This is a genomic window from Tomitella fengzijianii, assembly GCF_007559025.1.
In the GTDB taxonomy this organism is placed as follows: Bacteria; Actinomycetota; Actinomycetes; order Mycobacteriales; family Mycobacteriaceae; genus Tomitella; species Tomitella fengzijianii.
Window position 1 is genome coordinate 666,319 of sequence record NZ_CP041765.1, and the last position, 21,567, is coordinate 687,885.

At 71.4% G+C, this 21,567-nt stretch carries 20 protein-coding genes and 1 pseudogene; 15 read left to right on the forward strand and 6 right to left on the reverse strand.

Features of this window, described 5'->3' with window-relative positions; all coding sequences use genetic code 11:
* The first annotated feature begins 80 nt into the window (after positions 1-80).
* Positions 81-566, forward strand: coding sequence for a PaaI family thioesterase (locus FO059_RS03045; protein WP_158726654.1), 486 nt, complete (start codon positions 81-83; stop codon positions 564-566).
* A 9-nt stretch (positions 567-575) separates the two neighbouring features.
* On the opposite strand, the gene radA is transcribed toward FO059_RS03045, so the two are convergent.
* The gene (radA, locus tag FO059_RS03050; protein ID WP_143906255.1) at positions 576-1,958 is read right to left on the reverse strand and encodes a DNA repair protein RadA; all 1,383 of its coding nucleotides are present in this window, start codon (positions 1,956-1,958) and stop codon (positions 576-578) included.
* A 133-nt stretch (positions 1,959-2,091) separates the two neighbouring features.
* Positions 2,092-2,844, reverse strand: a complete 753-nt coding sequence (locus FO059_RS03055) for a hypothetical protein (RefSeq protein WP_143906257.1) — start codon at positions 2,842-2,844, stop codon at positions 2,092-2,094.
* A 386-nt stretch (positions 2,845-3,230) separates the two neighbouring features.
* Here FO059_RS03055 and FO059_RS03060 point away from each other — a divergent pair, with 386 nt between their 5' ends.
* The 5 genes and pseudogenes from FO059_RS03060 (at position 3,231) to rlmB (ending at position 7,458) form a co-directional block, all read left to right on the forward strand.
* Positions 3,231-3,719: a CarD family transcriptional regulator gene (locus tag FO059_RS03060; RefSeq protein WP_143906260.1), complete on the forward strand. Its 489-nt coding sequence runs from the start codon at positions 3,231-3,233 to the stop codon at positions 3,717-3,719.
* A 14-nt stretch (positions 3,720-3,733) separates the two neighbouring features.
* A pseudogene (gene ispD / locus FO059_RS18615) lies at positions 3,734-4,435 on the forward strand (2-C-methyl-D-erythritol 4-phosphate cytidylyltransferase); the annotation flags it as partial.
* Between the two features lie 57 nt (positions 4,436-4,492).
* Entirely contained in the window at positions 4,493-4,963 is a 471-nt protein-coding gene (gene ispF, locus FO059_RS18620) for a 2-C-methyl-D-erythritol 2,4-cyclodiphosphate synthase (RefSeq protein WP_233267014.1), read from the forward strand.
* 50 nt (positions 4,964-5,013) lie between these two features.
* Complete coding sequence (gene cysS, locus FO059_RS03070) at positions 5,014-6,435, forward strand: cysteine--tRNA ligase (protein ID WP_143906261.1); 1,422 nt, start codon at positions 5,014-5,016, stop codon at positions 6,433-6,435.
* A 33-nt stretch (positions 6,436-6,468) separates the two neighbouring features.
* Positions 6,469-7,458, forward strand: a complete 990-nt coding sequence (gene rlmB, locus FO059_RS03075) for a 23S rRNA (guanosine(2251)-2'-O)-methyltransferase RlmB (RefSeq protein WP_143906263.1) — start codon at positions 6,469-6,471, stop codon at positions 7,456-7,458.
* 29 nt (positions 7,459-7,487) lie between these two features.
* Here rlmB and FO059_RS03080 read toward each other — a convergent pair whose 3' ends face one another.
* The gene (locus FO059_RS03080; RefSeq protein ID WP_143906265.1) at positions 7,488-9,584 is read right to left on the reverse strand and encodes an acyl-CoA dehydrogenase family protein; all 2,097 of its coding nucleotides are present in this window, start codon (positions 9,582-9,584) and stop codon (positions 7,488-7,490) included.
* A gap of 116 nt (positions 9,585-9,700) precedes the next feature.
* Between FO059_RS03080 and FO059_RS03085 the strand changes: the two genes are divergently transcribed.
* The 7 genes from FO059_RS03085 to ccsB all read left to right on the forward strand — a co-directional run bounded on the left by FO059_RS03085 (position 9,701) and on the right by ccsB (position 16,536).
* On the forward strand, positions 9,701-10,087 hold the full coding sequence (locus FO059_RS03085; RefSeq protein ID WP_143906267.1) for a hypothetical protein: 387 nt from the start codon (positions 9,701-9,703) through the stop codon (positions 10,085-10,087).
* Between the two features lie 180 nt (positions 10,088-10,267).
* On the forward strand, positions 10,268-11,548 hold the full coding sequence (gene hemL / locus FO059_RS03090; protein WP_143910386.1) for a glutamate-1-semialdehyde 2,1-aminomutase: 1,281 nt from the start codon (positions 10,268-10,270) through the stop codon (positions 11,546-11,548).
* A gap of 74 nt (positions 11,549-11,622) precedes the next feature.
* Positions 11,623-12,237, forward strand: a complete 615-nt coding sequence (locus tag FO059_RS03095; protein WP_233267012.1) for a histidine phosphatase family protein — start codon at positions 11,623-11,625, stop codon at positions 12,235-12,237.
* Complete coding sequence (locus FO059_RS03100) at positions 12,234-12,872, forward strand: TlpA family protein disulfide reductase (RefSeq protein ID WP_143906271.1); 639 nt, start codon at positions 12,234-12,236, stop codon at positions 12,870-12,872. Before FO059_RS03095 ends, FO059_RS03100 begins: the two co-directional genes overlap by 4 nt.
* The gene (locus FO059_RS03105) at positions 12,869-13,693 is read left to right on the forward strand and encodes a cytochrome c biogenesis CcdA family protein (protein ID WP_143906273.1); all 825 of its coding nucleotides are present in this window, start codon (positions 12,869-12,871) and stop codon (positions 13,691-13,693) included. The genes FO059_RS03100 and FO059_RS03105 overlap by 4 nt, the downstream gene beginning before the upstream one ends.
* Positions 13,694-13,773: 80 nt before the next feature.
* Complete coding sequence (resB, locus tag FO059_RS03110; RefSeq protein WP_372497870.1) at positions 13,774-15,516, forward strand: cytochrome c biogenesis protein ResB; 1,743 nt, start codon at positions 13,774-13,776, stop codon at positions 15,514-15,516.
* A gap of 3 nt (positions 15,517-15,519) precedes the next feature.
* A complete protein-coding gene (ccsB, locus tag FO059_RS03115) occupies positions 15,520-16,536 on the forward strand; it encodes a c-type cytochrome biogenesis protein CcsB (RefSeq protein ID WP_143906275.1) in 1,017 nt (338 codons plus the stop codon).
* Between the two features lie 81 nt (positions 16,537-16,617).
* Here ccsB and FO059_RS18295 read toward each other — a convergent pair whose 3' ends face one another.
* The gene (locus tag FO059_RS18295) at positions 16,618-16,782 is read right to left on the reverse strand and encodes a hypothetical protein (protein WP_168226576.1); all 165 of its coding nucleotides are present in this window, start codon (positions 16,780-16,782) and stop codon (positions 16,618-16,620) included.
* A 173-nt stretch (positions 16,783-16,955) separates the two neighbouring features.
* Here FO059_RS18295 and FO059_RS03120 point away from each other — a divergent pair, with 173 nt between their 5' ends.
* Complete coding sequence (locus tag FO059_RS03120; protein WP_233266994.1) at positions 16,956-17,303, forward strand: DUF4229 domain-containing protein; 348 nt, start codon at positions 16,956-16,958, stop codon at positions 17,301-17,303.
* On the forward strand, positions 17,300-18,412 hold the full coding sequence (cds1, locus tag FO059_RS03125; protein ID WP_143906277.1) for an L-cysteine desulfhydrase Cds1: 1,113 nt from the start codon (positions 17,300-17,302) through the stop codon (positions 18,410-18,412). The genes FO059_RS03120 and cds1 overlap by 4 nt, the downstream gene beginning before the upstream one ends.
* Here cds1 and FO059_RS03130 read toward each other — a convergent pair.
* Positions 18,340-19,647: an acyltransferase family protein gene (locus FO059_RS03130; protein WP_233266993.1), complete on the reverse strand. Its 1,308-nt coding sequence runs from the start codon at positions 19,645-19,647 to the stop codon at positions 18,340-18,342. The genes cds1 and FO059_RS03130 overlap by 73 nt on opposite strands.
* Complete coding sequence (locus FO059_RS03135) at positions 19,644-21,479, reverse strand: hypothetical protein (protein ID WP_143910390.1); 1,836 nt, start codon at positions 21,477-21,479, stop codon at positions 19,644-19,646. The genes FO059_RS03130 and FO059_RS03135 overlap by 4 nt, the downstream gene beginning before the upstream one ends.
* Positions 21,480-21,567: the final 88 nt, after the last annotated feature.

Sequence of the window (21,567 nt, forward strand, 5' to 3'; positions counted from 1 at the left end):
TGAGGCGCCCGGCGGGTCGCGTTGAGCCGCAATTAGATTACCTGGCCATGACTAGCAACTGGACGGTACCCGGAGAGGCCGTGTCTCCAGTGAGGCATCCGGAGGCGCCGGCGCCGGGTGAGTCGATCCCCGCGCACTGGCACGGGTGCTTCGGCTGCCGCGGCACCGGAGACGGAGGTCTGGGCCTCGACGTGCGCGCGGGCGAAGGCGCCGAAGTGACCGGGGAGATCGTCGTCGACCCGGCATTCGAGGGCGGGCCGGGCGTGATCCACGGCGGCGTGCTGTCCTCGGTGTTCGACGAGGTGATGGGCTTCTCGGCGAAGCTGCTCGCGCTCGAAGTGGTCACCGCGCACCTCGAGGTCGATTTCCGGAGCCCGGTGCCCGTGCGGTCGGCTTTGACCGTCCGGGCGCGCGTCGACGGAGTGCTGGGCCGCAAGCTGTACGCGTCCGCGGAGGTGTACGTGAACGGAGCCGCGGCGCCTGCCGGTTCGGCACGCGCGCTGTTCATCACGATCGATCAGGCGGTGCACTTTCGTGACCTGGTCGGGAACTCCACCCGCATCTGAGGCGCGGCATCACGGGCGCAGCCCCGCGGCCAGTGCCTCGGCCAGATTCGACACCGGGACGGCCCGCGTCCCGGAGGGCATCCGCCCGCTGTCCGGCGGGACGAGCGCGGTGTGGAAACCCAGGCGCGCCGATTCCGCGATTCGCCGCCCGGCCCCCGTCACCCGGCGCACTTCGCCGGCCAGGCCCACCTCGCCGATCGCGACAGTGCCGTCCCGGAGCGGGCGGCCGGAAATCGCCGACGCGACGGCCAGGGCCAGCGCGAGATCCGATGCCGGCTCGATGACCCGCATGCCGCCCACGGTGGCCACGTAGACGTCGTTCTTGCCGATCTTCAGCCCGGCGTGCCGTTCGAGTACCGCGAGGATCATCGCGACCCGCGAGGAATCGAGGCCGCTGACCGCCCGCCGCGGCGAGGGCAGTGCGGACTCGACGACCAGCGCCTGCAACTCGCCGAGAAGCGGGCGCTTGCCGTCCATCGTCACCGTGACCGCGGTCCCGGGGACTGCGCCGTCGCGGTGGTGCAGGAAGAGCCCCGAGGGATCGGGGATGCCGGCGATGCCGTCGTCGCGCAGCTCGAAACAGCCGACCTCGTCCGCCGCGCCGAAGCGGTTCTTCACACCGCGCACCATGCGCAGCGTGGAATTCTTGTCGCCCTCGAAGTGCAGGACCACGTCCACCAGATGCTCGAGCGTGCGCGGGCCGGCGACAGCGCCGTCCTTGGTGACGTGCCCCACCAGCAGCACGGCGATCCCGCGGGTCTTCGCCAGCGCGGTGAGCGCGGCGGTCACGGCACGCACCTGCGTGGTGCCGCCGGTGACGCCGTCGACGTCCTGCGCGAGCATCGTCTGCACCGAATCCACCACCAGCAGCGTGGGCGCGGTGTGATCGACGTGCCCGACGACCGTGGCGAGGTCGGCCTCCGCGGCCAGCAGGACGTCCTCGTGGACGGTGCCGGTGCGCTCTGCGCGGAGCCGCACCTGCCCCGTGGATTCCTCGCCGGTGACGTACAGGGCGCGGCCACGGCCGCCGAGCGCCCACCGGTGCACCACTTCGAGCAGCAGCGTGGATTTGCCCGCTCCCGGCTCGCCGGCGAGCAGGACCACCGCCCCCGGCACGATGCCGCCGCCGAGGACCCTGTCGAGTTCCCCGACCCCGGTGGGCACCGCCCGCGTCGTCGTGGCGTCGATGGTGGTCAGCGGCGCAGCCGGCGTAGACGGGAGCAGTGCGGCGGGCACGCGGGCGGACCCGCGGTCCGCCCCGCCCCCCACGGTGGCGAGCTCCGCCCTCTCCTGCAGGGTGCCCCAACTGCCGCAGCCGGGGCAGCGGCCGGCCCATTTGGGGGTGGAGTGGCTGCATTCGTTGCAGCGGAAGGAGACTCTGGTCTTGGCCACGCCCCGAAGCATAGGGCGCGGGCCCGACAGCCGCGTGCGGCCGGTGCTGTGGCGCGGAATGCATGGGCCCCTCGGCCGCGTGCGGCGCGAGGGGCCCGATGCATGTGCGCAGCGGCCGGTCTCCGGCGTGTGCTCAGTGGCCTTCGGAGCGTTCGCCTTCCCAGTGCTGGGGGACGGTGATCGGGACCTGCGCGGTGAGCGGCTCCGTGCCGCGGAAGGTGAACGTGACGTCGACGTTCGTGCCCGGGCGGTGCGTTCCCTCGAGGGTGATCGGCTGCAGCTTGATCGACGTGAGGTCCTCGAGCGGGTCGGAAGCGGCGTCGACCGCGGTGCCGGACTTGCCGCCGACGGGCACGCAGAGGTGGTCGACGGCCGTGTTCGCGGCCTTCTCGCCGGCCGCCTTGTCGCCGGCCGGTGTCGCCGCGGGGGTGGTCGCCGTGGGGCCCTCGGCCGCGACCGCGTCGGACTCGCCCAGCTGCTGGGAGGTGGCGGTGGTGAGCGCGCTGTTGCTGCAGAGCGTCACGGGCTGCTGCTCGATCTGCACGGGCGTGCCGTTGACGGTGATCCGCTCCAGCGGGTAATCGACGGTGGCGCTGGCGTTGGACGCGGTGAAGGTCAGGTGGAACGGGTTGTAGTCCTTCAGCGACTGCTCGGTGGCGAGCACCAGCTGGATGTCGTTGAGGCTGATCGAGCCGTCGGCCGAGTGCACCACGGAACCGGTGACGGCGGGCACCTGCGAGGAGGTCTGCGCGATCTGCCCGGCGCTGCATGCGGACAGGCCCAGGGTCGCGGCCGCGGCGATGGCGACCACGGTGGCCCCGCGGCGGCCGAGCGGTCGGCGGATCCCCGCCCGGTTGCGGGAAGTCGACGCATTTGAGGCTGTCACGGGTGATCCTCCAGGGCGTATCGCGTGGTCGGGACGGCGTCCGGCGCCGCCACCGCGGGCCCGGGACTGGAGAGATGGTACCTGCTCCGGCCGGCCGGTCGCGGTGGACTCGATGTTTCTCCTACAGACAGTAGTGCGCGGTGCGGTCGGCGGTGACACGAGGGTCCGGGAACGGGCGGCGCTCGTGATGCGGACGTCCGTCACGTTCGGGTCGCCGACGCGGGGGACGTCCGCTGCGGTTTTGCCGCCCGCAGCGCGTCGGACGCTCGTCCTGGCGGCGCCGGCCGCCCGCCGGGATTCCGTACGGCGCGCCTGACCTGCGAGGACAATGAAGCTCCAGGTGGGCGGCGTGTTATGATGGGCACATCGAAAGGGGAATCGAACAGATGAATTTCAGTGTCGGAGACACCGTCGTTTACCCCCATCATGGCGCGGCGTTGATCGAAGCTATCGAGATGCGGACGATCAAGGGAGAACCCCGGGAGTACCTGGTGCTCCGTGTCGCCCAGGGTGATCTGACGGTGCGGGTGCCGGCGGCCAACGCCGAGTACGTGGGCGTTCGTGATGTGGTCGACCAGGAGGGGCTCGACAAGGTCTTCGAGGTGTTGCGCGCCCCGCACACCGAGGAGCCCACCAACTGGTCGCGGCGCTACAAGGCCAACCTTGAGAAGCTCGCTTCCGGCGATGTGAACAAGGTGGCCGAGGTGGTTCGCGACCTGTGGCGGCGCGAGCAGGACCGCGGGCTGTCCGCGGGCGAGAAGCGCATGCTCGCCAAGGCACGCCAGATCCTCGTCGGCGAGCTTGCACTGGCGGAGAACACCGACAGCGACAAAGCCGAGTCGATTCTCGACGAGGTGCTGGCCACCGCGTCGTGAGCGACGCCGACCCCGTGCGGGCCGGATCGGGCGCCAACCCCACGGCCGGCGGCGGAACAGTCATCGCACTCGTTCCCGCCGCCGGTCGTGGCGTGCGTCTGGGGTCGGACGGGCCCAAGGCGTTCGTACCGGTGGCGGGCGTGGCGATGCTGCGACTGGCGGTGGCGGGCCTGGTCGACTCCGGGTGCGTCGACGGTGTGGTCGTGATCGTGCCCCGGGGGTACGAGGACCGCGCCCGAAAACTGCTCGCCCCCCTGGACGCCGGAGCGTTGCGCGCCGGCGTCCGCGTGGTCGCGGGCGGGGCCGAGCGTTCGGACTCCGTGCGCGCGGGCCTCGCGGCGGCGCCGGAGGCGGACCTGGTGCTGGTCCACGACGCCGCGCGGGCGCTGACGCCGCCGGAGCTGGTGGCCGGGGTGGTCGATGAGCTGCGCCGGGGCGCGCCTGCCGTCGTACCCGGGGTGCCGGTGTCGGACACGATCAAGCCGGTGGCGGCGGTGGACGGGCGGCGGGTCGTCACCGGCGCCCTCGACCGGTCCGCGCTGCGCGCGGTGCAGACGCCGCAGGGATTCCGGGCGGACCTGTTGCGCCGGGCGCACAGCCGGGGCGACGACGCCACCGACGATGCCGCGCTGGTCGAGCACCTGGGCGTGTCCGTGACGGTGGTCGACGGGTCGGAGCGCGCGTTCAAGATCACCGGCCCGCTGGATCTGACGCTGGCGGAGTCGATCGCGGCCGCGGAACCCGCAGTGCACGGCGCAGGAGGTGGAACCGACATGGTCCGCGTGGGAATCGGCACCGACGTGCACCCGGTGGAGAAGGGGCGCCCGTGTTGGGTGGCGGGGCTGCACTTCCCCGACGACGACGGGTGCGCCGGGCATTCCGACGGCGATGTCGCGGCGCACGCCCTGTGCGACGCGCTCCTGTCCGCGGCGGGGCTGGGCGATCTCGGCATGGTCTTCGGCACGGACAGGCCCGAGTGGTCCGGGGCCGGCGGCGCCACGCTGCTCACCGAGGTCCGGCGGCTGCTGCTCGAAAGCGGCTACGTGGTCGGCAACGCGGCCGTGCAGGTCGTGGGCAACAGGCCGCGGCTCGGACCGCGCCGCGCCGAGGCGCAGGAGGTGCTCTCCGGGGTGCTGGGGGCGCCGGTCTCGGTGTCGGCGACGACGACCGACGGCCTGGGCTTCGCGGGGCGGGGCGAGGGGCTCGCGGCCACGGCGACGGCGCTGGTGGCGGCAGCCCCCTGACGGCGGGGCGACTGCACGAAAACCAACCACCACCAGTAGGATCGACGCCTGTGACGCTGCACCTTTACGACACCGAGACACGGGAACCGCGCCCGTTCACCCCGCTCGTGCCCGGGGTGGCCTCGATCTACCTGTGCGGCGCCACCGTTCAGGGGGAGCCGCACATCGGGCATGTGCGCAGCGGCGTGGCATTCGACGTCCTGCGCCGCTGGCTCCTGGCGCAGGGACTGGACGTGCGTTTCATCCGCAACGTCACCGACATCGACGACAAGATCCTGCGCAAGGCCGAGGAGGCCGGCCGCCCGTGGTGGGAGTGGGCCGCCACCTACGAGCGTGCGTTCACGGACGCCTATCGCCACCTCAACGTGCTGCCGCCGTCCGCGGAGCCGCGGGCGACGGGCCACATCACCCAGATGGTCGAGCTCATGCAGCGGCTACTCGACGCCGGTTGCGCGTACGCCGAGGGCGGGGACGTGTACTTCGACGTGCGCGGCTTCCCCGACTACGGCCGGCTGTCCGGGCACAGGCTCGAGGACGTGCATCAGGGCGAGAGCGCGGGCGAGTTCAAGCGCGATCCCCGGGACTTCACGTTATGGAAGGCGGAGAAGCAGGGGGAGCCGTCCTGGCCCACGCCGTGGGGGCGCGGGCGGCCGGGCTGGCATCTGGAATGCTCGGCGATGGCCACCGCCTACCTGGGGGAGTCGTTCGACATCCACTGCGGCGGAATGGATCTGGTGTTCCCGCACCACGAGAACGAGCGCGCGCAGAGTCGGGGAGCCGGAGACGGTTTCGCCCGCACGTGGCTGCACAACGGCTGGGTGACCATGGGCGGCGAGAAGATGAGCAAGTCGCTGGGCAACGTCCTGTCGATCCCGAACGTGCTCACCCAGGTGCGCCCGCAGGAGCTGCGCTACTACCTGGGGAGCGCCCACTACCGGTCGATACTCGAATACTCCGAGTCCGCGCTGCAGGACGCGGCCGCCGCGTTCCGGAAGATCGAGGCGTTCGTGCGGCGAGTCGACGACAGGGTGGGCCCAGTGGGCGTGGGGGTGTGGCCGGAGCAGTTCGCCGCGGCCCTCGACGACGACCTCGGCGTACCCGCGGCGCTGGCAGTCCTGCATGGCACGGTCACCGAAGGTAATCGCGCGCTGGAGTCGGGAGACCATGCGGCGGCGGCCGCGTGCGCGTCCTCTGTGCGCGCCATGACCGGCATCCTCGGAGTCGATCCGCTGGACGAACGCTGGTCGGCGGACGGTGCCGGTGCCGACGCGGGGCCCGCCACCGCCGCACTGGATTCGCTCATCGTCGAGCAGCTGGAGATGCGCACACGCGCACGCGCCGAGAAGGACTGGGCGGTGGCGGACGAGGTGCGCGACCGTCTCGCGGCCGCCGGCATCGAAGTCACGGACACCCCGGAGGGGCCGGAATGGGCATTGCGCGCAGACGGCACCGACTCGCGGGGCGCGTCATGACGAGGCACCTCACCCCATCGGAAGGCTTGATCAGTGGCTGGTAACTCTTCCCGTCGCGGCGCGATCCGCAAGTCGGGCACCAAGAAGGGGCAGGTGTCGGGTTCCGGCGGCAAGGGCCGCCGGAACCTGCGCGGGCGCGGCGCCACCCCGCCCAAGGAGATGCGGCCCTACCACCCGGCCGCCAAGAAGGCCGCGAAGAGCGCGAAGACCGCGGGTCCGGCGTCCGGCGGCGCCTCCCCCGCGCGCCGCCCGGCCGGCGGCGCGCGCAGGGGTGAGGCAACGCACGAGAACGTGCTGGGCCGGAACCCGGTGCTCGAGTGCCTGCGGCAGCGGGTACCCGCGACCATGCTGTTCGTCGCCGTGGGGACCGAGAACGACGAGCGACTCACTGAAGCGGTGCAGCTGGCGGCGGAGGCCGGGATCTCCATCCAGGAGGTTCCGCGCACCGACCTCGACCGGATGTCGACCGGCGGCGTGCATCAGGGCGTGGCACTGCAGATCCCGCCGTTCGGCTACTCGCACCCCGACGACCTGCTCGCGCGTGCGCAGGGGAGTGGGCGACCGCCGCTCATCGTCGCGCTCGACAACATCACCGATCCGCGCAACCTCGGAGCGGTGATCCGTTCGGTCGCGGCGTTCGGGGGCGACGGAGTCCTGATCCCCGAACGGCGCAGCGCGTCCGTCACCGCGGTCGCCTGGCGCACCAGCGCCGGTGCGGCAGCGCGGGTCCCGGTCGCCAAGGCCACCAACATGACCCGCACGCTCAAGTCGTGGCAGAAGGCGGGCTTCCAGGTCGCCGGGCTCGACGCCGGCGGCGACACCGGGATCGACGACCTCGACGTGGCGACCGACCCGTTGGTGCTCGTGGTCGGGTCCGAAGGCAAGGGCCTCTCGCGGCTGGTGCGGGAGACCTGCGACCGCGTCGTCAGCGTCCCCATGGCCGGCGAGATGGAGTCGCTCAACGCCTCCGTCGCGGCAGGCGTCGTGCTGGCGGAGGTCGCGCGGCAGCGCCGCATGCAGTGACCCGACGCCGGCGCCGAACCGGCCACGGGTCAGCGCTGGCGCACCGGATCGGTGCCCGGGCCGTCGAGCATCGCGGAGTTCAGCAGGATCCGCGGAATGCCGAACGCCTCGACCAGGGTGAGCGCGTGCGGCCGGAGCCGGGTGCACAGCTCGTTGACATGCCGGGTCACCGCCTTGGAGCGTTCGGTGGACAGTCGGCCGTGCTCCATGAACCAGGCCTTGTCCGCCTCGATGGAGTGCAGTGCGTAGAGCGTGCACACGTCTTCGAGCAGATCGCGCGCCGGCCCCTCGGGGCACTCGTCGATGCCGGCGAGGAACGCCTCGAGCACGACACGTTCGATGTGCACGTGCCCCGCGCGCAGCACGTGATCCTGGACGGAGTTGAACGCCTCGAACTCGGCGAGCGGATCGTCGTCGTCCGAGCCGGGCGCGCCGCCGCGCAGGCGCCGCGCCGCGGTCTCCAGCACGTGCTCCTCGCGGTCCTCGAACATGCGCAGCTGGACCGACCGGTCAGCGAGGTCGCCCTCCTCGAGGCTCTCGTCCGACCGGTCCAGGATCCTCTGGATGATCTGGCGCGCAGCCGTCCGCTCGCGCACCGTGTCCGCCACGGTCTCGGCCACGAACCGCATCCAGCCGACGGCGCCGAACTCGGACACCTCGTCGGCGTAGCTGGTGAGCAGCTCCTTGGCCACCAGCTGGGTGAGGACGGTGTTGTCGCCCTCGAAGGTGGTGAACACGTCGGAGTCGGCCTTGAGTCCGGTCAGGTGGTTCTCCGCCATGTAGCCGGCGCCCCCGCACGCCTCGCGGCACTCCTGGATGGTGCGGGTGGCATGCCAGGTCTGCGCCGCCTTGAGCCCCGCTGCACGGCTCTCCAGCTCGCGCTGCTCGTGGCGGTCCGGCTCCTGCGCCACCTGCAGGTCGTGCATCTTCGACACCAGCTCGTTCTGCGCGAACCCCAGCGCGTAGCTGCGCGCGAGCAGCGGCAACAGGCGGCGTTGATGCTGCAGGTAGTCCATGAGGAGGACCTCGCCGGTGGCGCGCGGCCCGCCGCCGTCGGGGGCGGTGCCGGGTGCGGAGTCGCCCGCGGGCACGCTGAACTGGCGGCGCTGTTCGGCATAGCGCACCGCGATCTCGAGGGCGACCCGCGCCGCCGAGCCCGCAGATCCGCCGACGCTGACCCTGCCCCGGATCAAGGTGCCCAGCATGGTGAAGAACCGCCGGCTGCGGCTGTCTATCGGTGACGAGTAGCGCCCGTCGGCGTCGATGTCGCCGTACCGGTTCAGCAGGTTCGTCCGCGGGACACGCACCTGGTCGAACGTGATGCGGCCGTTGTCGACGCCGCGCAGCCCGCCCTTGAGCCCGTCGTCGGCGGTCGTCACGCCCGGCAACGGTCCGCCGTCGTCGTCGCGGATGGGGACCAGCACGCAGTGCACGCCGTGGTCGTTCTGCGCACCGTCCGCGTCGTGGGTGATCAGCTGCGCGAACACCGCGGCCATCCTGGCGTGCAGGGCGGCCCCGCCGATGTACTCTTTGACGGCCGACGGCGTCGGCGTGTGCACGATGATCTCGTCGGTGTCCGGGTCGAAGGTGGCCGTCGTCTCGAGGTTCTGCACATCGGATCCGTGGCCGATCTCCGTCATGGCGAAGCAGCCCAGCAGGTCCAGGCGGATCAGCGGCGCGATGTACTCGCGGTGGTGGCGCTCCGTGCCCAGGTTCTCGACGGCGCCGCCGAACAGCCCCCACTGCACGCCGGCCTTCACCATCAGCGACAGGTTGGCGTAGGCGAGCATCTCGATGCCCGTCACCGCCCCGCCCGGGTCGCCGGTGCCGCCCGCGTCCGCACCGAAGCCGCTGGCCGGCCAGTCCGTCCGGGCGAGCCGGCGCATCTGGTCGAGCGCGACCCGGCGCGACTCGTCCAGGTCCAGCGACGGGTCGTCGAGGAACGCGGCGTCGTCGAGCATCGAGCGCGAGGCCTCGCGTACGTGCGCCCAGCGGCCGTCGAGCACGGCACGAATCCGTGCTGCGACGAGGCCATCCGGCGCGGCTGCGGCCCCGTCTGCATCGTCGGACGAGTGCGGGGCCGTCGCGCTGTGCGGGGCACGGGTGCCCACCGGGATGTCTGCCATGCCCCGACGCTAACCGGCCGCCCGGGTTCGTGCAGGCACACCGGAGTCGGAGCCGTGCGGGAGAGGCGAACCGGAAACGGTGGCGGGCGACGCGGTGATGGTGTTGCATTGGTGGCATGGGCGAGAAGCGGTGGCATCGCGTCGGAGGATTCGGACCGGCGGCAGTGGCGGCGGCGCTCGCCGTGGTGGGCGGAGCGATGGCTGCGATGACTCTGGGCGCCGGCACCGCCGCGGCGGATCCTCCCGCGATGACGCCGCTCCCCGGCTCCGGCCACGAGATGCGGCTGCACGGCATCCAGAACATCGACGACGTGCTGCACACGGACAAGGACCTGATCCTCGGCGGCGGCGATGTGCGCGCGACGACCATCGACGGCGTCACCTTCCACTACTACCGGATGGTCGACGGGGCCCGGCAGTCCATGACGCGGAGCCCGGAGATCTGCCTGCCGCAGATCCCGTGCCACGCAGTCATCTACGACGACCTCAGCCCGGTGTACTGATCCCGTCCGGCGGTGACGCCGGACACTCCACTACACCCTGTCGTTGACGGCGCCGCGCAGGCTGGGACACTTGGGGTCGTGAGTGAATCGAAATCCCCGGTCGGCGGAGCCGAAGGCGACCCGTCGGGACCGCGTTCCACCGCAAACCTCCCCGCTGCGGCGCGCCCGCACTCCGAAGCGCTGTTCGCCCGCGCCTCGGCGGTGACCCCGGGCGGGGTCAACTCGCCCGTCCGCGCATTCGGCTCTGTCGGCGGCACTCCGCCGTTCATCCGGTCGGCCCGCGGCTGCAGGCTGACGGACGAGGACGGCAACAGCTATGTCGACCTCGTCGGCTCGTGGGGCCCGATGATCCTCGGCCACGCGCACCCGCAGGTGGTCGAGGCCGTGCAGGAGGCCGCGGCGTCCGGGCTGTCGTTCGGCGCGCCCACCGTGCGCGAGGTGGAACTGGCCGAGGAGATCGCCGCGCGCATCGACCCGGTGGAGTCGGTGCGGCTCGTCAACTCCGGCACCGAGGCGACGATGTCGGCGGTCCGCTTGGCGCGCGGTTTCACCGGCCGGGCCAAGATCGTGAAGTTCTCCGGCTGCTATCACGGCCACGTCGATGCGCTGCTGGCGGACGCCGGATCGGGCGTCGCCACCTTCGGCCTGCCGACCTCGCCCGGCGTCACGGGGGCGCAGGCGGAGGACACGATCGTGGTCCCCTACAACGACCTCGCGGCGGCCGAGCGCGTCTTCGCCGAGCACCCGGGGCAGATCGCCTGCGTGATCACCGAGGCGGCGGCGGGCAACATGGGCACCGTGCCGCCCGTCCCCGGGTTCAACGAGGGGCTGCGGCGCCTGTGCACCGCGGACGGCGCGCTGCTGATCATGGACGAGGTGATGACCGGCTTCCGCGCCTCGGCGACGGGCTGGTACGGAATCGACGGCGTGCAGGGCGACCTGATGACCTTCGGCAAGGTCATCAGCGGCGGGCTCCCGGCGGCGGCGTTCGGGGGGCGTGCCGACGTGATGTCACGCCTGGCGCCGCAGGGACCCGTGTACCAGGCGGGCACGCTGTCCGGCAATCCGGTGGCCACGGCGGCCGGCCTGGCCACGCTCCGTGCCGCTGACGATGCCGTCTACCAGGCCCTGGAGCGCAACGCCCGCACACTGCGTACGATCTTGAGCGACGCTCTCACCGCAGCAGGCGTGCCGCATCAGGTGCAGCACGCCGGAACAATGGTGGGGCTGTTCTTCGCGACTGAGCGGGTGGACGACTTCGCTGCCGCGAAGAACTCCCAGACGTGGCGGTACCCCGCATTCTTCCACGCGCTGCTCGACCACGGCGTGTACGCGCCGGCCAGTGCCTTCGAGACCTGGTTCGTGTCTGCCGCGCTGGACGGCGACGCATTCGAGACCATCTCCGTGGCGGCGACGGCCGCGGCCCGCGCGGCCGCGCAGGTACAGGAAGGCGACCAGTGACCGACGAACGTGGAGAACCGACATACGCGGCGCCCGGCGGCGCCGCAGGCGCTCCGGACGCGACGCGCACCGTCGTGCACTTCCTCCGCCACGGCGAGGTGCACAACCCCACCGGGATCCTGTACGGCCGGCTGCCCGAGTTCCGCCTCTCGCTGAACGGCCAGGCGCAGGCGCGCGCGGTGGCGGAAGCGCTGAGCGACCACGACATCACGCACGTGGTCGCGTCGCCGCTGCAGCGGGCCCAGGAGACCGCCGCCCCCATCGCCGCCGCGCACGGCCTCACCGTGGCCACCGACGACCATCTCATCGAAGCCGACAACGCCTTCGAGGGACTGCGCGTGGCGGTGGGCGACGGCGCGCTGCGCCGGCCCCGCCACTGGCCGAAGTTGCGCGACCCGTTCACCCCGTCGTGGGGCGAGCCGTACCTGCAGATCGCGCACCGGATGCTGGCCGCGGCCAACTCCGCCCGCGCGGAGGCCCGCGGGCACGAGGCGGTGTGCGTGAGCCACCAGCTGCCGGTGTGGACGCTGCGGCGTTTCCTGCAGGGCGAACGGCTCTGGCACGATCCGCGTCGCCGCCAGTGCGGACTCGCCTCGCTGACCAGCCTCGTATTCGAGGGCGACCACCTGGTGGACATCGTCTATTCCGAACCCGCGGGCGCCTCCGATCCTCGGGTGACGGGGGCATGACGCGCCGGGCGGCCGGGCGTTCGCGGCGGGCACGGTTCCGGCCGAGCGCTGCCGCGGCCATCCTCGCCGCCGGGGTTCTTCTGCTCTCCGGCTGCTCCACGGGATCGGATGCGGTGGCCCAGGGCGGGTCGTTCGAGTTCGTCTCGCCGGGCGGCCAGACGGAGATCTTCTACGACCCGCCCTCCTCGCGCGGCACGATCGGCGACATCTCCGGGGCGTCGCTCATGGAAGACGGGGCCACCGTCGGCGTGGACGACTACGCGGGCGAGGTGGTCGTGCTCAACGTGTGGGGCCAGTGGTGCGGTCCGTGCCGCGCGGAGGTCCCCGCGCTGGAGTCCGTCTTCGAGGCGACGCGCGACCAGGGCGTGCAGTTCCTGGGCATCGACGTGCGCGACTACAACAAAGGCAAGGCCCAGCACTTCTTCCGCACTTATGACGTGAGCTACCCGTCGATCTACGATCCGCCCATGCGCACGCTGGGCGCGCTCGGGAACTTCCCCGCCAATGTCGTGCCCTCCACGCTGGTCCTCGACCGCGAGCACCGGGTGGCGGCGGTGTTCCTGAAGGCGCTCACAGAGGAGGAGTTGCAGCCGGTGGTCGAGCGGATCGCCGCAGAACCGCAGGAGGCGCCATGACCGGTCAAATGCTCATCGCGGCCGGCGTGGAGGACAACGCCTTCTACGCCGCGGCGACCAGTGGTCCGCTCCTGTTGGCCCTGGCCGCCTGCGTCCTGGCGGGGCTGGTGTCGTTCGCGTCGCCGTGCGTGGTGCCGCTGGTGCCCGGATACCTGTCCTACCTGGCGGGCGTGGCAGGGGCGGAGGCGCCGGTGGTGTCGGTGTCCGAGGCCCGTTCGGGTGCGCGCAGGTCCGGCCGGTTGCGCGTCGCGGGCGCTGCGGCCATGTTCGTCACGGGGTTCACCGTGGTGTTCGTGCTGCTCACCGCCACCGTCTTCGGCGCGATCACCGTCCTCGGCGAGAATCGGCAGCTGATCGAGCGCATCGGTGGCGTCGTCACCATCGCGATGGGGCTGGTGTTCATCGGGTTCTTCCCGCTGCTGCAGCGGGATACGCGGCGCGTGCCGACGCGGCTGACGTCGCTCGTGGGCGCCCCTCTGCTGGGCGCGGTCTTCGCGCTCGGCTGGACGCCGTGCCTGGGTCCCACGCTCACCGGGGTGATCTCGGTGGCGGCCGGCACGGAGGGCACCACCGCGGCACGCGGCGTCGTGCTCATCGTCGCCTACTGCATCGGTTTGGGGTTGCCGTTCATCGTGTTGGCGTTCGGTTCCGAGGCGGCATTGCGGGGAGTGGGTTTCCTGCGCCGCCACGCCCGTGCCATCCAGGTCTTCGGCGGCATCATGATGATCGCCGTCGGCGTCGCGCTGGTGACGGGCCTGTGGGGCGAGTTCGTCGGGTGGATCCAGGCGGCCTTCATCACCGACACGGTACTGCCGATCTGAGGGGTGCGGGTGCAACGGAAACGGACGGGCCCGGGCGGGACGCACAGGTGTGAAGGAGTATCAGCGGTGAGGGAGTCGCAGTGAGCACGTCGGCACGGCCGCAGCCGCCGAGCCCGCCGCCCGCGCAGGAGCAGCGCCCCGGTGGTCCGCGGCGGAGGACGCCGCTGCGGCGGGCGTTCGCGACCGTGCGCAATCTGTGGCGGTCGCTGACCAGCATGCGCACCGCGCTGGTGCTGCTGTTCCTGCTTGCCCTGGCCGCGATTCCCGGGGCGCTGGTTCCGCAGCGCAGCCTGAACGCGCAGAAGGTCGACGAGTACATCGCCGACCACGAGTTCATCGGGCCGCTGTTCGACAAACTCGAGGTCTACAACGTCTTCGGCAGCTTCTGGTTCACCGCCATCTACGTGCTGCTGTTCATCTCGCTGGTCGGCTGCATCACCCCCCGCGTCGGCGTCCATGCGAAGGCGCTGCGCACGCCCCCCGTCCGCGCCCCGCGCCGGTTGTCCCGTCTGCCGCATCACGCGTCCGGCACGTTGGCGGGCGATGTGGACGAGGCCACGGCCTCGGTCCGCGGGATGCTGCGCGGCTGGCGCACTGAGACCCGCGAGGAGACACGGGGCGGCGTCCGTTCCGTGACGGTGTCCGCGGAGCGCGGCTACCTCCGCGAGGTCGGCAACCTGGTGTTCCACATCTCCCTGGTCGGCCTGCTCGTCGCCATCGCGATGGGCAAGATCTACAACTACGAGGGCAACCGGATCGTCATCGCCGACGGCGGCCAGTACGGCTTCTGCAACACCACCCCCGCCGCCTACGACTCGTTCCGGGCGGGACTCGACATCGACGGCACCGAACTGGCCGGGTTCTGCATGCGGGTCGACGACTTCACCGCCGACTTCCTCCCCAACGGCCAGGCGGAGATGTTCACGTCGAACATCCAGTACCAGACCGAAGACCAGGTGGCGGCCGGCTCCGACGAGTGGCAGGACTACCGGCTCCAGGTGAACGAGCCGCTGCGCATCGACGGCGACCGCGTCTACCTGCAGGGACACGGATTCGCGCCCACGTTCACCGTCACCTTCCCGGGCGGCGAGTCCGATACGCAGACACTGCAGTTCGCGCCGGAGGACGCCACGACGTTCCTCAGCGCCGGAGCGATGACCTTCGCCCCGCCTGCCGGGATGTATTCGAGCTCCGACGAGGCGAGGCAGAACCAGATCGCGATCCAGGGTCTGTTCGCGCCCACGGCCCGCTTCGAGGGCGAGACCGGCACGCTGATGACGTCGGTCAACCCGGAGATGCTCAACCCGGCCGTCGCCATCGACGTGTTCAAGGGGGACTCCGGCATCGACAGCGGGCTGTCCACGTCGATCTTCCGGCTCAACCAGTCGATGATCGATCAGGGACGTCTGGTGAAGAAGGACCGCGTCAACCTGATGCCGGGCGAGTCGACGACGCTGGAAGACGGGACCGTCATCCGCTTCGACGGCGCCGAGGAGTTCATCAACGTTCAGGTGTCGCACGACCCGGCGCAGTCGTGGGTGCTGGTGTTCGCCGTGACGATGATCGGTGGACTGTTGGTGTCGCTGCTTATCAAGCGGCGACGCGTGTGGGCGCGCATCACGCCCGCACAGGACGCGGCGGCGGCCGGGGATGGACCGGACCCGACGCTGCGACGTAGTGTAGTAGAGCTTGGTGGTCTGGCCAGGACCGATCACGCAGGCTGGGGTGGCGAGTTCGTCCGCCTGTCCGAACGGCTCTTCTCCGAGCCCGCGGACGGCAACGGCGGCACGGCGCGCGCAGCAGCGGAAGGGACCCAGGAGTAGAGGATGCCCGTCAACGAGAATCTCGCGCAGTACAGCGACTTTGCATTCAAATCCGCGTTCGTCATATTCGTGCTGGCCGAGTTGCTGATACTCGCCTCGTACGCGTCGATGCGCACCAAGGCGGTCACGGCCAAGGACAGCGCGCGTGAACTGGTGGGTGTCGCCGCAGGACAGGGCGATGCGGTTCTGCCGGGGGACGCCGCGGGCCCGGGCGCAGACCCCGATGAGGCCTCCGGCGCGCGCGGCTCGGCCCGCCCGCTGCAGGAACGCCTCGCCAACATGGGCTACTCGCTCGTGGTGCTGGGATTCCTGCTGCACGTGGCCAGCCTGGTACTGCGCGGGTTCGCCGTCGAGCGCATGCCGCTGGGCAACATGTACGAGTTCGTGTCGACGGCCTGCGCCGTGGGGGTCGGCGTGGGCCTGGTGACCCTGCGTCCGCAGACCAAGCGGCCGCTGCTCGCCTTCGTCCTGGTCCCCGTCGTCATCCTCATGTTCGTGGCGGGCACGGTGCTGTACGCCACGGCGGCGCCCGTGGTGCCGGCCCTGCAGTCCTACTGGCTTCCCATCCACGTGACGATCATCTGCATCGGCAGCGGCATCTTCCTGGTGTCCGGCGTGGCGAGCATGCTGTTCCTGTTCCGCATCCGGTTCCCCAAGGGGGAGGAGAAGGACACCCGCCTGGGGCGCTTCGCGGCGAAGCTGCCGGACGCGCAGTACCTCGACCGGCTGGCGTACAAGACGGTGGTCTTCGGGTTCCCGGTGTTCGGCATCGGAGTCATCTGCGGCGCCATCTGGGCCGAGGCGGCCTGGGGCCGGTTCTGGGGCTGGGACCCCAAGGAGACCGTCTCGTTCATCGCGTGGATCGTCTACGCCGCGTATCTGCACGCGCGCGCCACCGCCGGCTGGCGGGACACGAAGGCCGCGTGGATCAACCTCGCGGGGTTCGTGGCGATGCTGTTCAACCTGTTCATCATCAACATGGTCGTCTCGGGCCTGCACTCGTATGCCGGGCTGACCTGACCCGGCCGCGCCGCTGCACAGTACGGGAACGGGGCCACGGCGAATGCCGTGGCCCCGTTCCCGTACTGTGCGTCGTCCCCGTCAGTCGTCCTTGTCGGACGGGCCGGGGCGGGTGTCCAGGCCGCGGAGGAACTCGGGGTCGTCGTCCGGGGCGGGGCCGCGGCGCGGTGTGAGGTCGGGGGCGAACGCGCGCCATCCCAGGACCACCAGCGTTGCGAGACCGATCGCGGCCAGCACGTAGATCACGTCCGACTCCCTCCTCGATGCACCTGTGTCGGCATGACCACGAGCGTATCGGGTGTGTCGGCCCGCCCGCCATAACGGCCGTCACCGGCCGCCCGAGGACAGGCGTGTGCCGCGGCCGTCACATTCGCCGTCACCGGGGCCGGACGCCCGCATTCGACAGGTAGCCTGGTGGTGTGAGTGACGAAGTGAACCCGGTCGGCGGCACCGGCGAGGCCGTGTCGGCGCAGCCTGAGCCCTCGGCGAAGAAGAGCCTGGCCAAGAACCTCGTGTTCTACACGCTCGCGCGGCTGGCGCTGTTCGCCTCCCTCGCCGCGATCATCATGGCCATCGGAAGCGTCGCGGTGGACGAGTTCCCGCTGCTGTTGGCGATGGTCCTCGCGCTGCTCCTGTCGCTGCCTCTGTCGATGGTCCTGTTCAAGTCGATGCGCATGGCGGTCAACAAGGACATCGCCACCGTCGACCAGACTCGCAGGGCCCACCGGGAGAACCTGGAGGCGAAGCTCCGCGGCGAGGTCGAATGACCGGGGCCGGCACCACCGCGGTCGACGGCTCCTGGTGCGACAACGCCGTCCGGCTCATCGGAGCGGACGCGCGCCGCAGCTCCGACACCCACCTGCTGCGCTATCCCCTGGCCGCCTCCTGGGCGGGGGCGACGGCGGAGCGCGGCGGCATCCAGCTGTACCTCAAGGACGAGTCCACGCACATCACGGGCAGCCTCAAACACCGGTTGGCGCGGTCGTTGTTCCTGCACGCCCTGTGCAACGGGTGGATCGGGCCGGAGACGACGGTGATCGAGGCCTCGTCGGGTTCCACCGCGGTGAGCGAGGCGTACTTCGCCAAGCTGCTGGGGCTGGACTTCGTGGCGGTCATCCCGCGCAGCACCAGCACCGCCAAGATCCGCCTGATCGAGAGCGCGGGCGGGCGGTGCCACTTCGTGGGCGACCCGGGCGCGATCTACGACGAGTCGCGGCGCCTTGCGGCCGAGACCGGCGGCCATTACCTGGACCAGTTCACCAACGCCGAGCGGGCCACGGACTGGCGCGGCAACAACAACATCGCGGAATCGATCTTCGAGCAGATGTCCGACGAGGACAACCCGATCCCGGACTGGGTGGTGGTGGGCGCGGGGACCGGCGGAACCAGCGCGACGATCGGGCGGTTCATCCGGTACCGGCGGCATGCGACGCGGCTGTGCGTGGTGGACCCGGAGGGGTCGGTGTTCCACGACGCCTGGCGTACCGGAGACCGCGAGGTGACCGCGGCGGGCGGATCGCGGATCGAGGGCATAGGCCGGCCGCGGGTGGAGCCGTCGTTCATCCCGTCGGTGGTGGACGAGATGATCCGGGTCCCCGACGCCGGATCGATCGCCGCGGCGCGCCACGGTTCCGCGGCGATGGGGCGCAGGCTGGGAGGGTCGACCGGAACCAACCTGTGGGGGGCGTTCGAGCTGATCGCCCACATGGTCGACGAGGGCCGCTCGGGCAGCGTCGTGACCCTGCTGTGCGACGGCGGCGAACGCTACGCCGACACCTACTACGACGACGGCTGGGTCGCCGATCAGGGCATCGGGCTCTCGGACGCGGAGGCGGTGCTCGAGGAGTTCTCCGCCACGGGCCGGTGGCGGCGCTGACCGGGGTCGTGTGGGGCTGCGGCTCCGGCGGTGGCCGCGTCGTCGTGCCGAGGTGAACGGCGCGCGCCGCCCGGCTGCGTGAGACGCGCCAGCAGCCAGGCGAGCGGGATCGTGACCACCGCCGTCGCCTCGGCGAGCACGGAGACGGATCCGTGGAACGGGCGGTATCCGAGCGCATCCATCAGCAGCTCCATCACCAGCAGGTGCAGGAGATAGAACTCGTAGGAGATCCCGCCGAGCCACACCACCGGCCGCCACGCGAGCGCACGCGCGAACAGCGTGGGACGCGCTCCTCCGCGGGCCAGCGTCAGCGGAGCCAGGACGCCCAGCGAGCACACGGTGTACAGGAGGTTCTTGGCGATCGACTGCCCGGTGCCCACGGGCATGATCGTGCCCTCGCCGGCGATCGGCGTGCAGGCGACGGCGAACGCGGCCGCGGCGACAGCGAGGCACGCGGCGGAGAACAGCCGCGGCCGGCGGGGGAGTCCGCGGCGCCGCAGCGCGGGCTCCGCGGCCGCGAGCATCATCCCGGCGACGAACCAGATGAGGAAACTCGGCAACCACAGCCGCGCGGTGAGATCCACCCGTGCCGCGGCGAGCCCCGGGAGCCGGTAGAACAGATCCGTGTGGGTGGCCCATATCCACAGCGGTGACAGCGCGGCGACGGCGGCGAGGGTCGGCAGCGCCCGTGCCGTCCCGCCTCTGCTCCGCAGAGCTCGCGCCACGGCCAGGCCGATCAGCGGCAGCACGAGGTAGAAGCTCACCTCCACGGCGATGCTCCACAGCTGGGTCAGCGAATCGTGCAGGTGCCCGTAGCCGTAGATCTGGGTGAACGTCATGTTGCGCAGGAAGCCGTCCCATCCGCGGCCGAACGGGCCGGAATCGCGCAGCAGGTAGACGGCGTACACGAGGACGACGACGGCCCAGTACGCCGGGAGGATCCGCTGTGCCCGCGCGCGCAGATACCGGGTGGGGGAGGGCCTCGTCGGCGTGGCGGAACCGGCGAGCCCGGCACGCACCCACGGACGGATCAGCAGGTAGCCGGACAGTGCGAAGAAGAAAGGCACGCTCACCTCGAGCCGCGCGCCGAAGCGGCCGAACGCGTCGTCGGTGTAGTTGCCGGTCCAGAAGAAGGCGTGCGACACGAGCACCATCAGGCACGCGACGGCGCGCAGCCCGGTCAGCGCCGCCACGCGGTGGCCGTGCTGCGGTGCGGGCGCCGCGGGACCGGTCACGGGTTCGGCAGTGCGCCGTCGTCGCCGGCGGCCGCGCGGGACCCGGCGTCCGAGGACTGCGCGGGGACGACGGAGCCGAACGGGCCGCCGCCGAAGCACAGGTTCAGATCGGGGGTCACGGCGGAGACGTCCACGGTGGCGCCACCGCCCGTCAGGCGCACGTACGCCGTGCCGAGACCGCTGTGGACCGGCACGGTGACGGGGGGCCCGCCGGACATGGAGACCTCGATCGTGCCGTCGCGGTTGCTCAGATAGTTGAGCTGCGCCGTCCACACCCAGGGGATCACGGGCTGGGAAAGCGCGATTGCGCCGTCGACCCCGGGCGCCACGGCCACTGCATCCCCGGTGACGCGCGTGCCGCAGCCGGGAGCCATGCCTTCGGTGAGCGCGCGGACCCAGGACACCTCCGCCGGCACCAGGTGCCCGTCGTCATCGAGCATTCTCAGGGCGGGGGTGGAATCGGAGAACGCGGGACGGTCGCGCAGCGGGCCGAAGACCTGGCTGGACTGGTTGTAGGGCGCGGCCACCGGCAACAGCACCCAGATCGACACCGGCTGCGAGAGCAACGGGACGTCCCTGTTCGCGGCCAGTTCGGCCTTGGCGGTCGTAACGTAGTCCACCGTGGGGTTGTCGCGCCAGCGCTGGTCGAACGTGAAGGTGGACCACAGGCTTCCGGCGAGGAAGGCGACGGCGGCCAGCGCGGTGAACGCCGGCCGGCTCCGCACGGACAGGAACGGCCGGAACGCCGGGTGCGTGGCGCGGCGCGGCGCCTGATCGATGATGGCGAGCGCGATGGCGACGACCACCGCGGTGTCGGCGACGTACCGGAGAGTCTGGGCGATCTCGACCGCGGTGGCGTCACCCCCGCGGGTCGTCACCATGGCGAGCTGCGATGCCAGGGCGTACGCGGCCACCGACGGCCACACCCACCCGATCCGCCGTCGTCGCAGGTGGTTGCCGACGATGACCGCGACGATGAGGAGCCAGGAGACGACGACCAGTACGACGGGCGGGGTGGCCCATGGCGGGCTCGGCGGCCAGCGGTCCCAGCTCCACGGGCCGCCGAACAGGGCGGGGAGCAGTCCGAGCGAGGTTCCGTGCTGCAGCAGACCGGCCGCGTCGTCGATGTTGTCGGTGCGCAGCGGCGACGCGACGTGGGAGAAGTAGACCGCCGCCCAGGCGGCGAGGATCACCAGGGCGGACGCCCAGAGGGGGGCGCACGCGCGTGCGGTGGAGCGGAGCGGCCGTCGGATGCCCGACGTGTGGGCCAGCAACGCCACCGCGACGAACGCGACGAACGGGATGACCACCGACTTTTCGTAGAACGCGAGCGCGATGACGAGAGCGGCGGCGCCCGTCACCGCGTGCCGGACGCGCCCCGTCCGGTACAGCAGGATCGCCTCGGCCGTCACCAGGGCCAGCCCCGCCTGCAGCGGAAGCTGGTTGAGGCCGTTCGCCCACCATGCGAACGACGGCAGGGTGAGCGGCGAGAACAGGTAGAGCGCCAGCGGGATCAGCATCGTGGGCCGACTGCCGAGGATCACGCGGAGCACCCGCAGGACCGCCAACGATGCCAGCGCCTGCAACACGACGAGGCTGATCGCCGGGAGCGCCCAGTCCAACGGGGCGATCCTGGTGAGGATCCCGGCTACGAGGAAGGCGCCGGGCATGAGGTGGCCGTCGTGGTCGTACAGGAGGAACTCTGCGGAGAGCAGAGGGTGGTCGCCGGACCGGGCGACGAGTATCAGGTCGTCCCAGTAGAAGTACCCGCGGGCGGCGACGGTCCCGCGGATCAGTAGCTGAACGGCGATGAGTGCGAACGCGGCCATCATCACGCGGCGGGTGCCCGTGAAGGCTCGGGGCGATCCCGCGCGGCGCGCACGGGATCGTTCGGGCGCGATGGTCACGACGCACCACGAT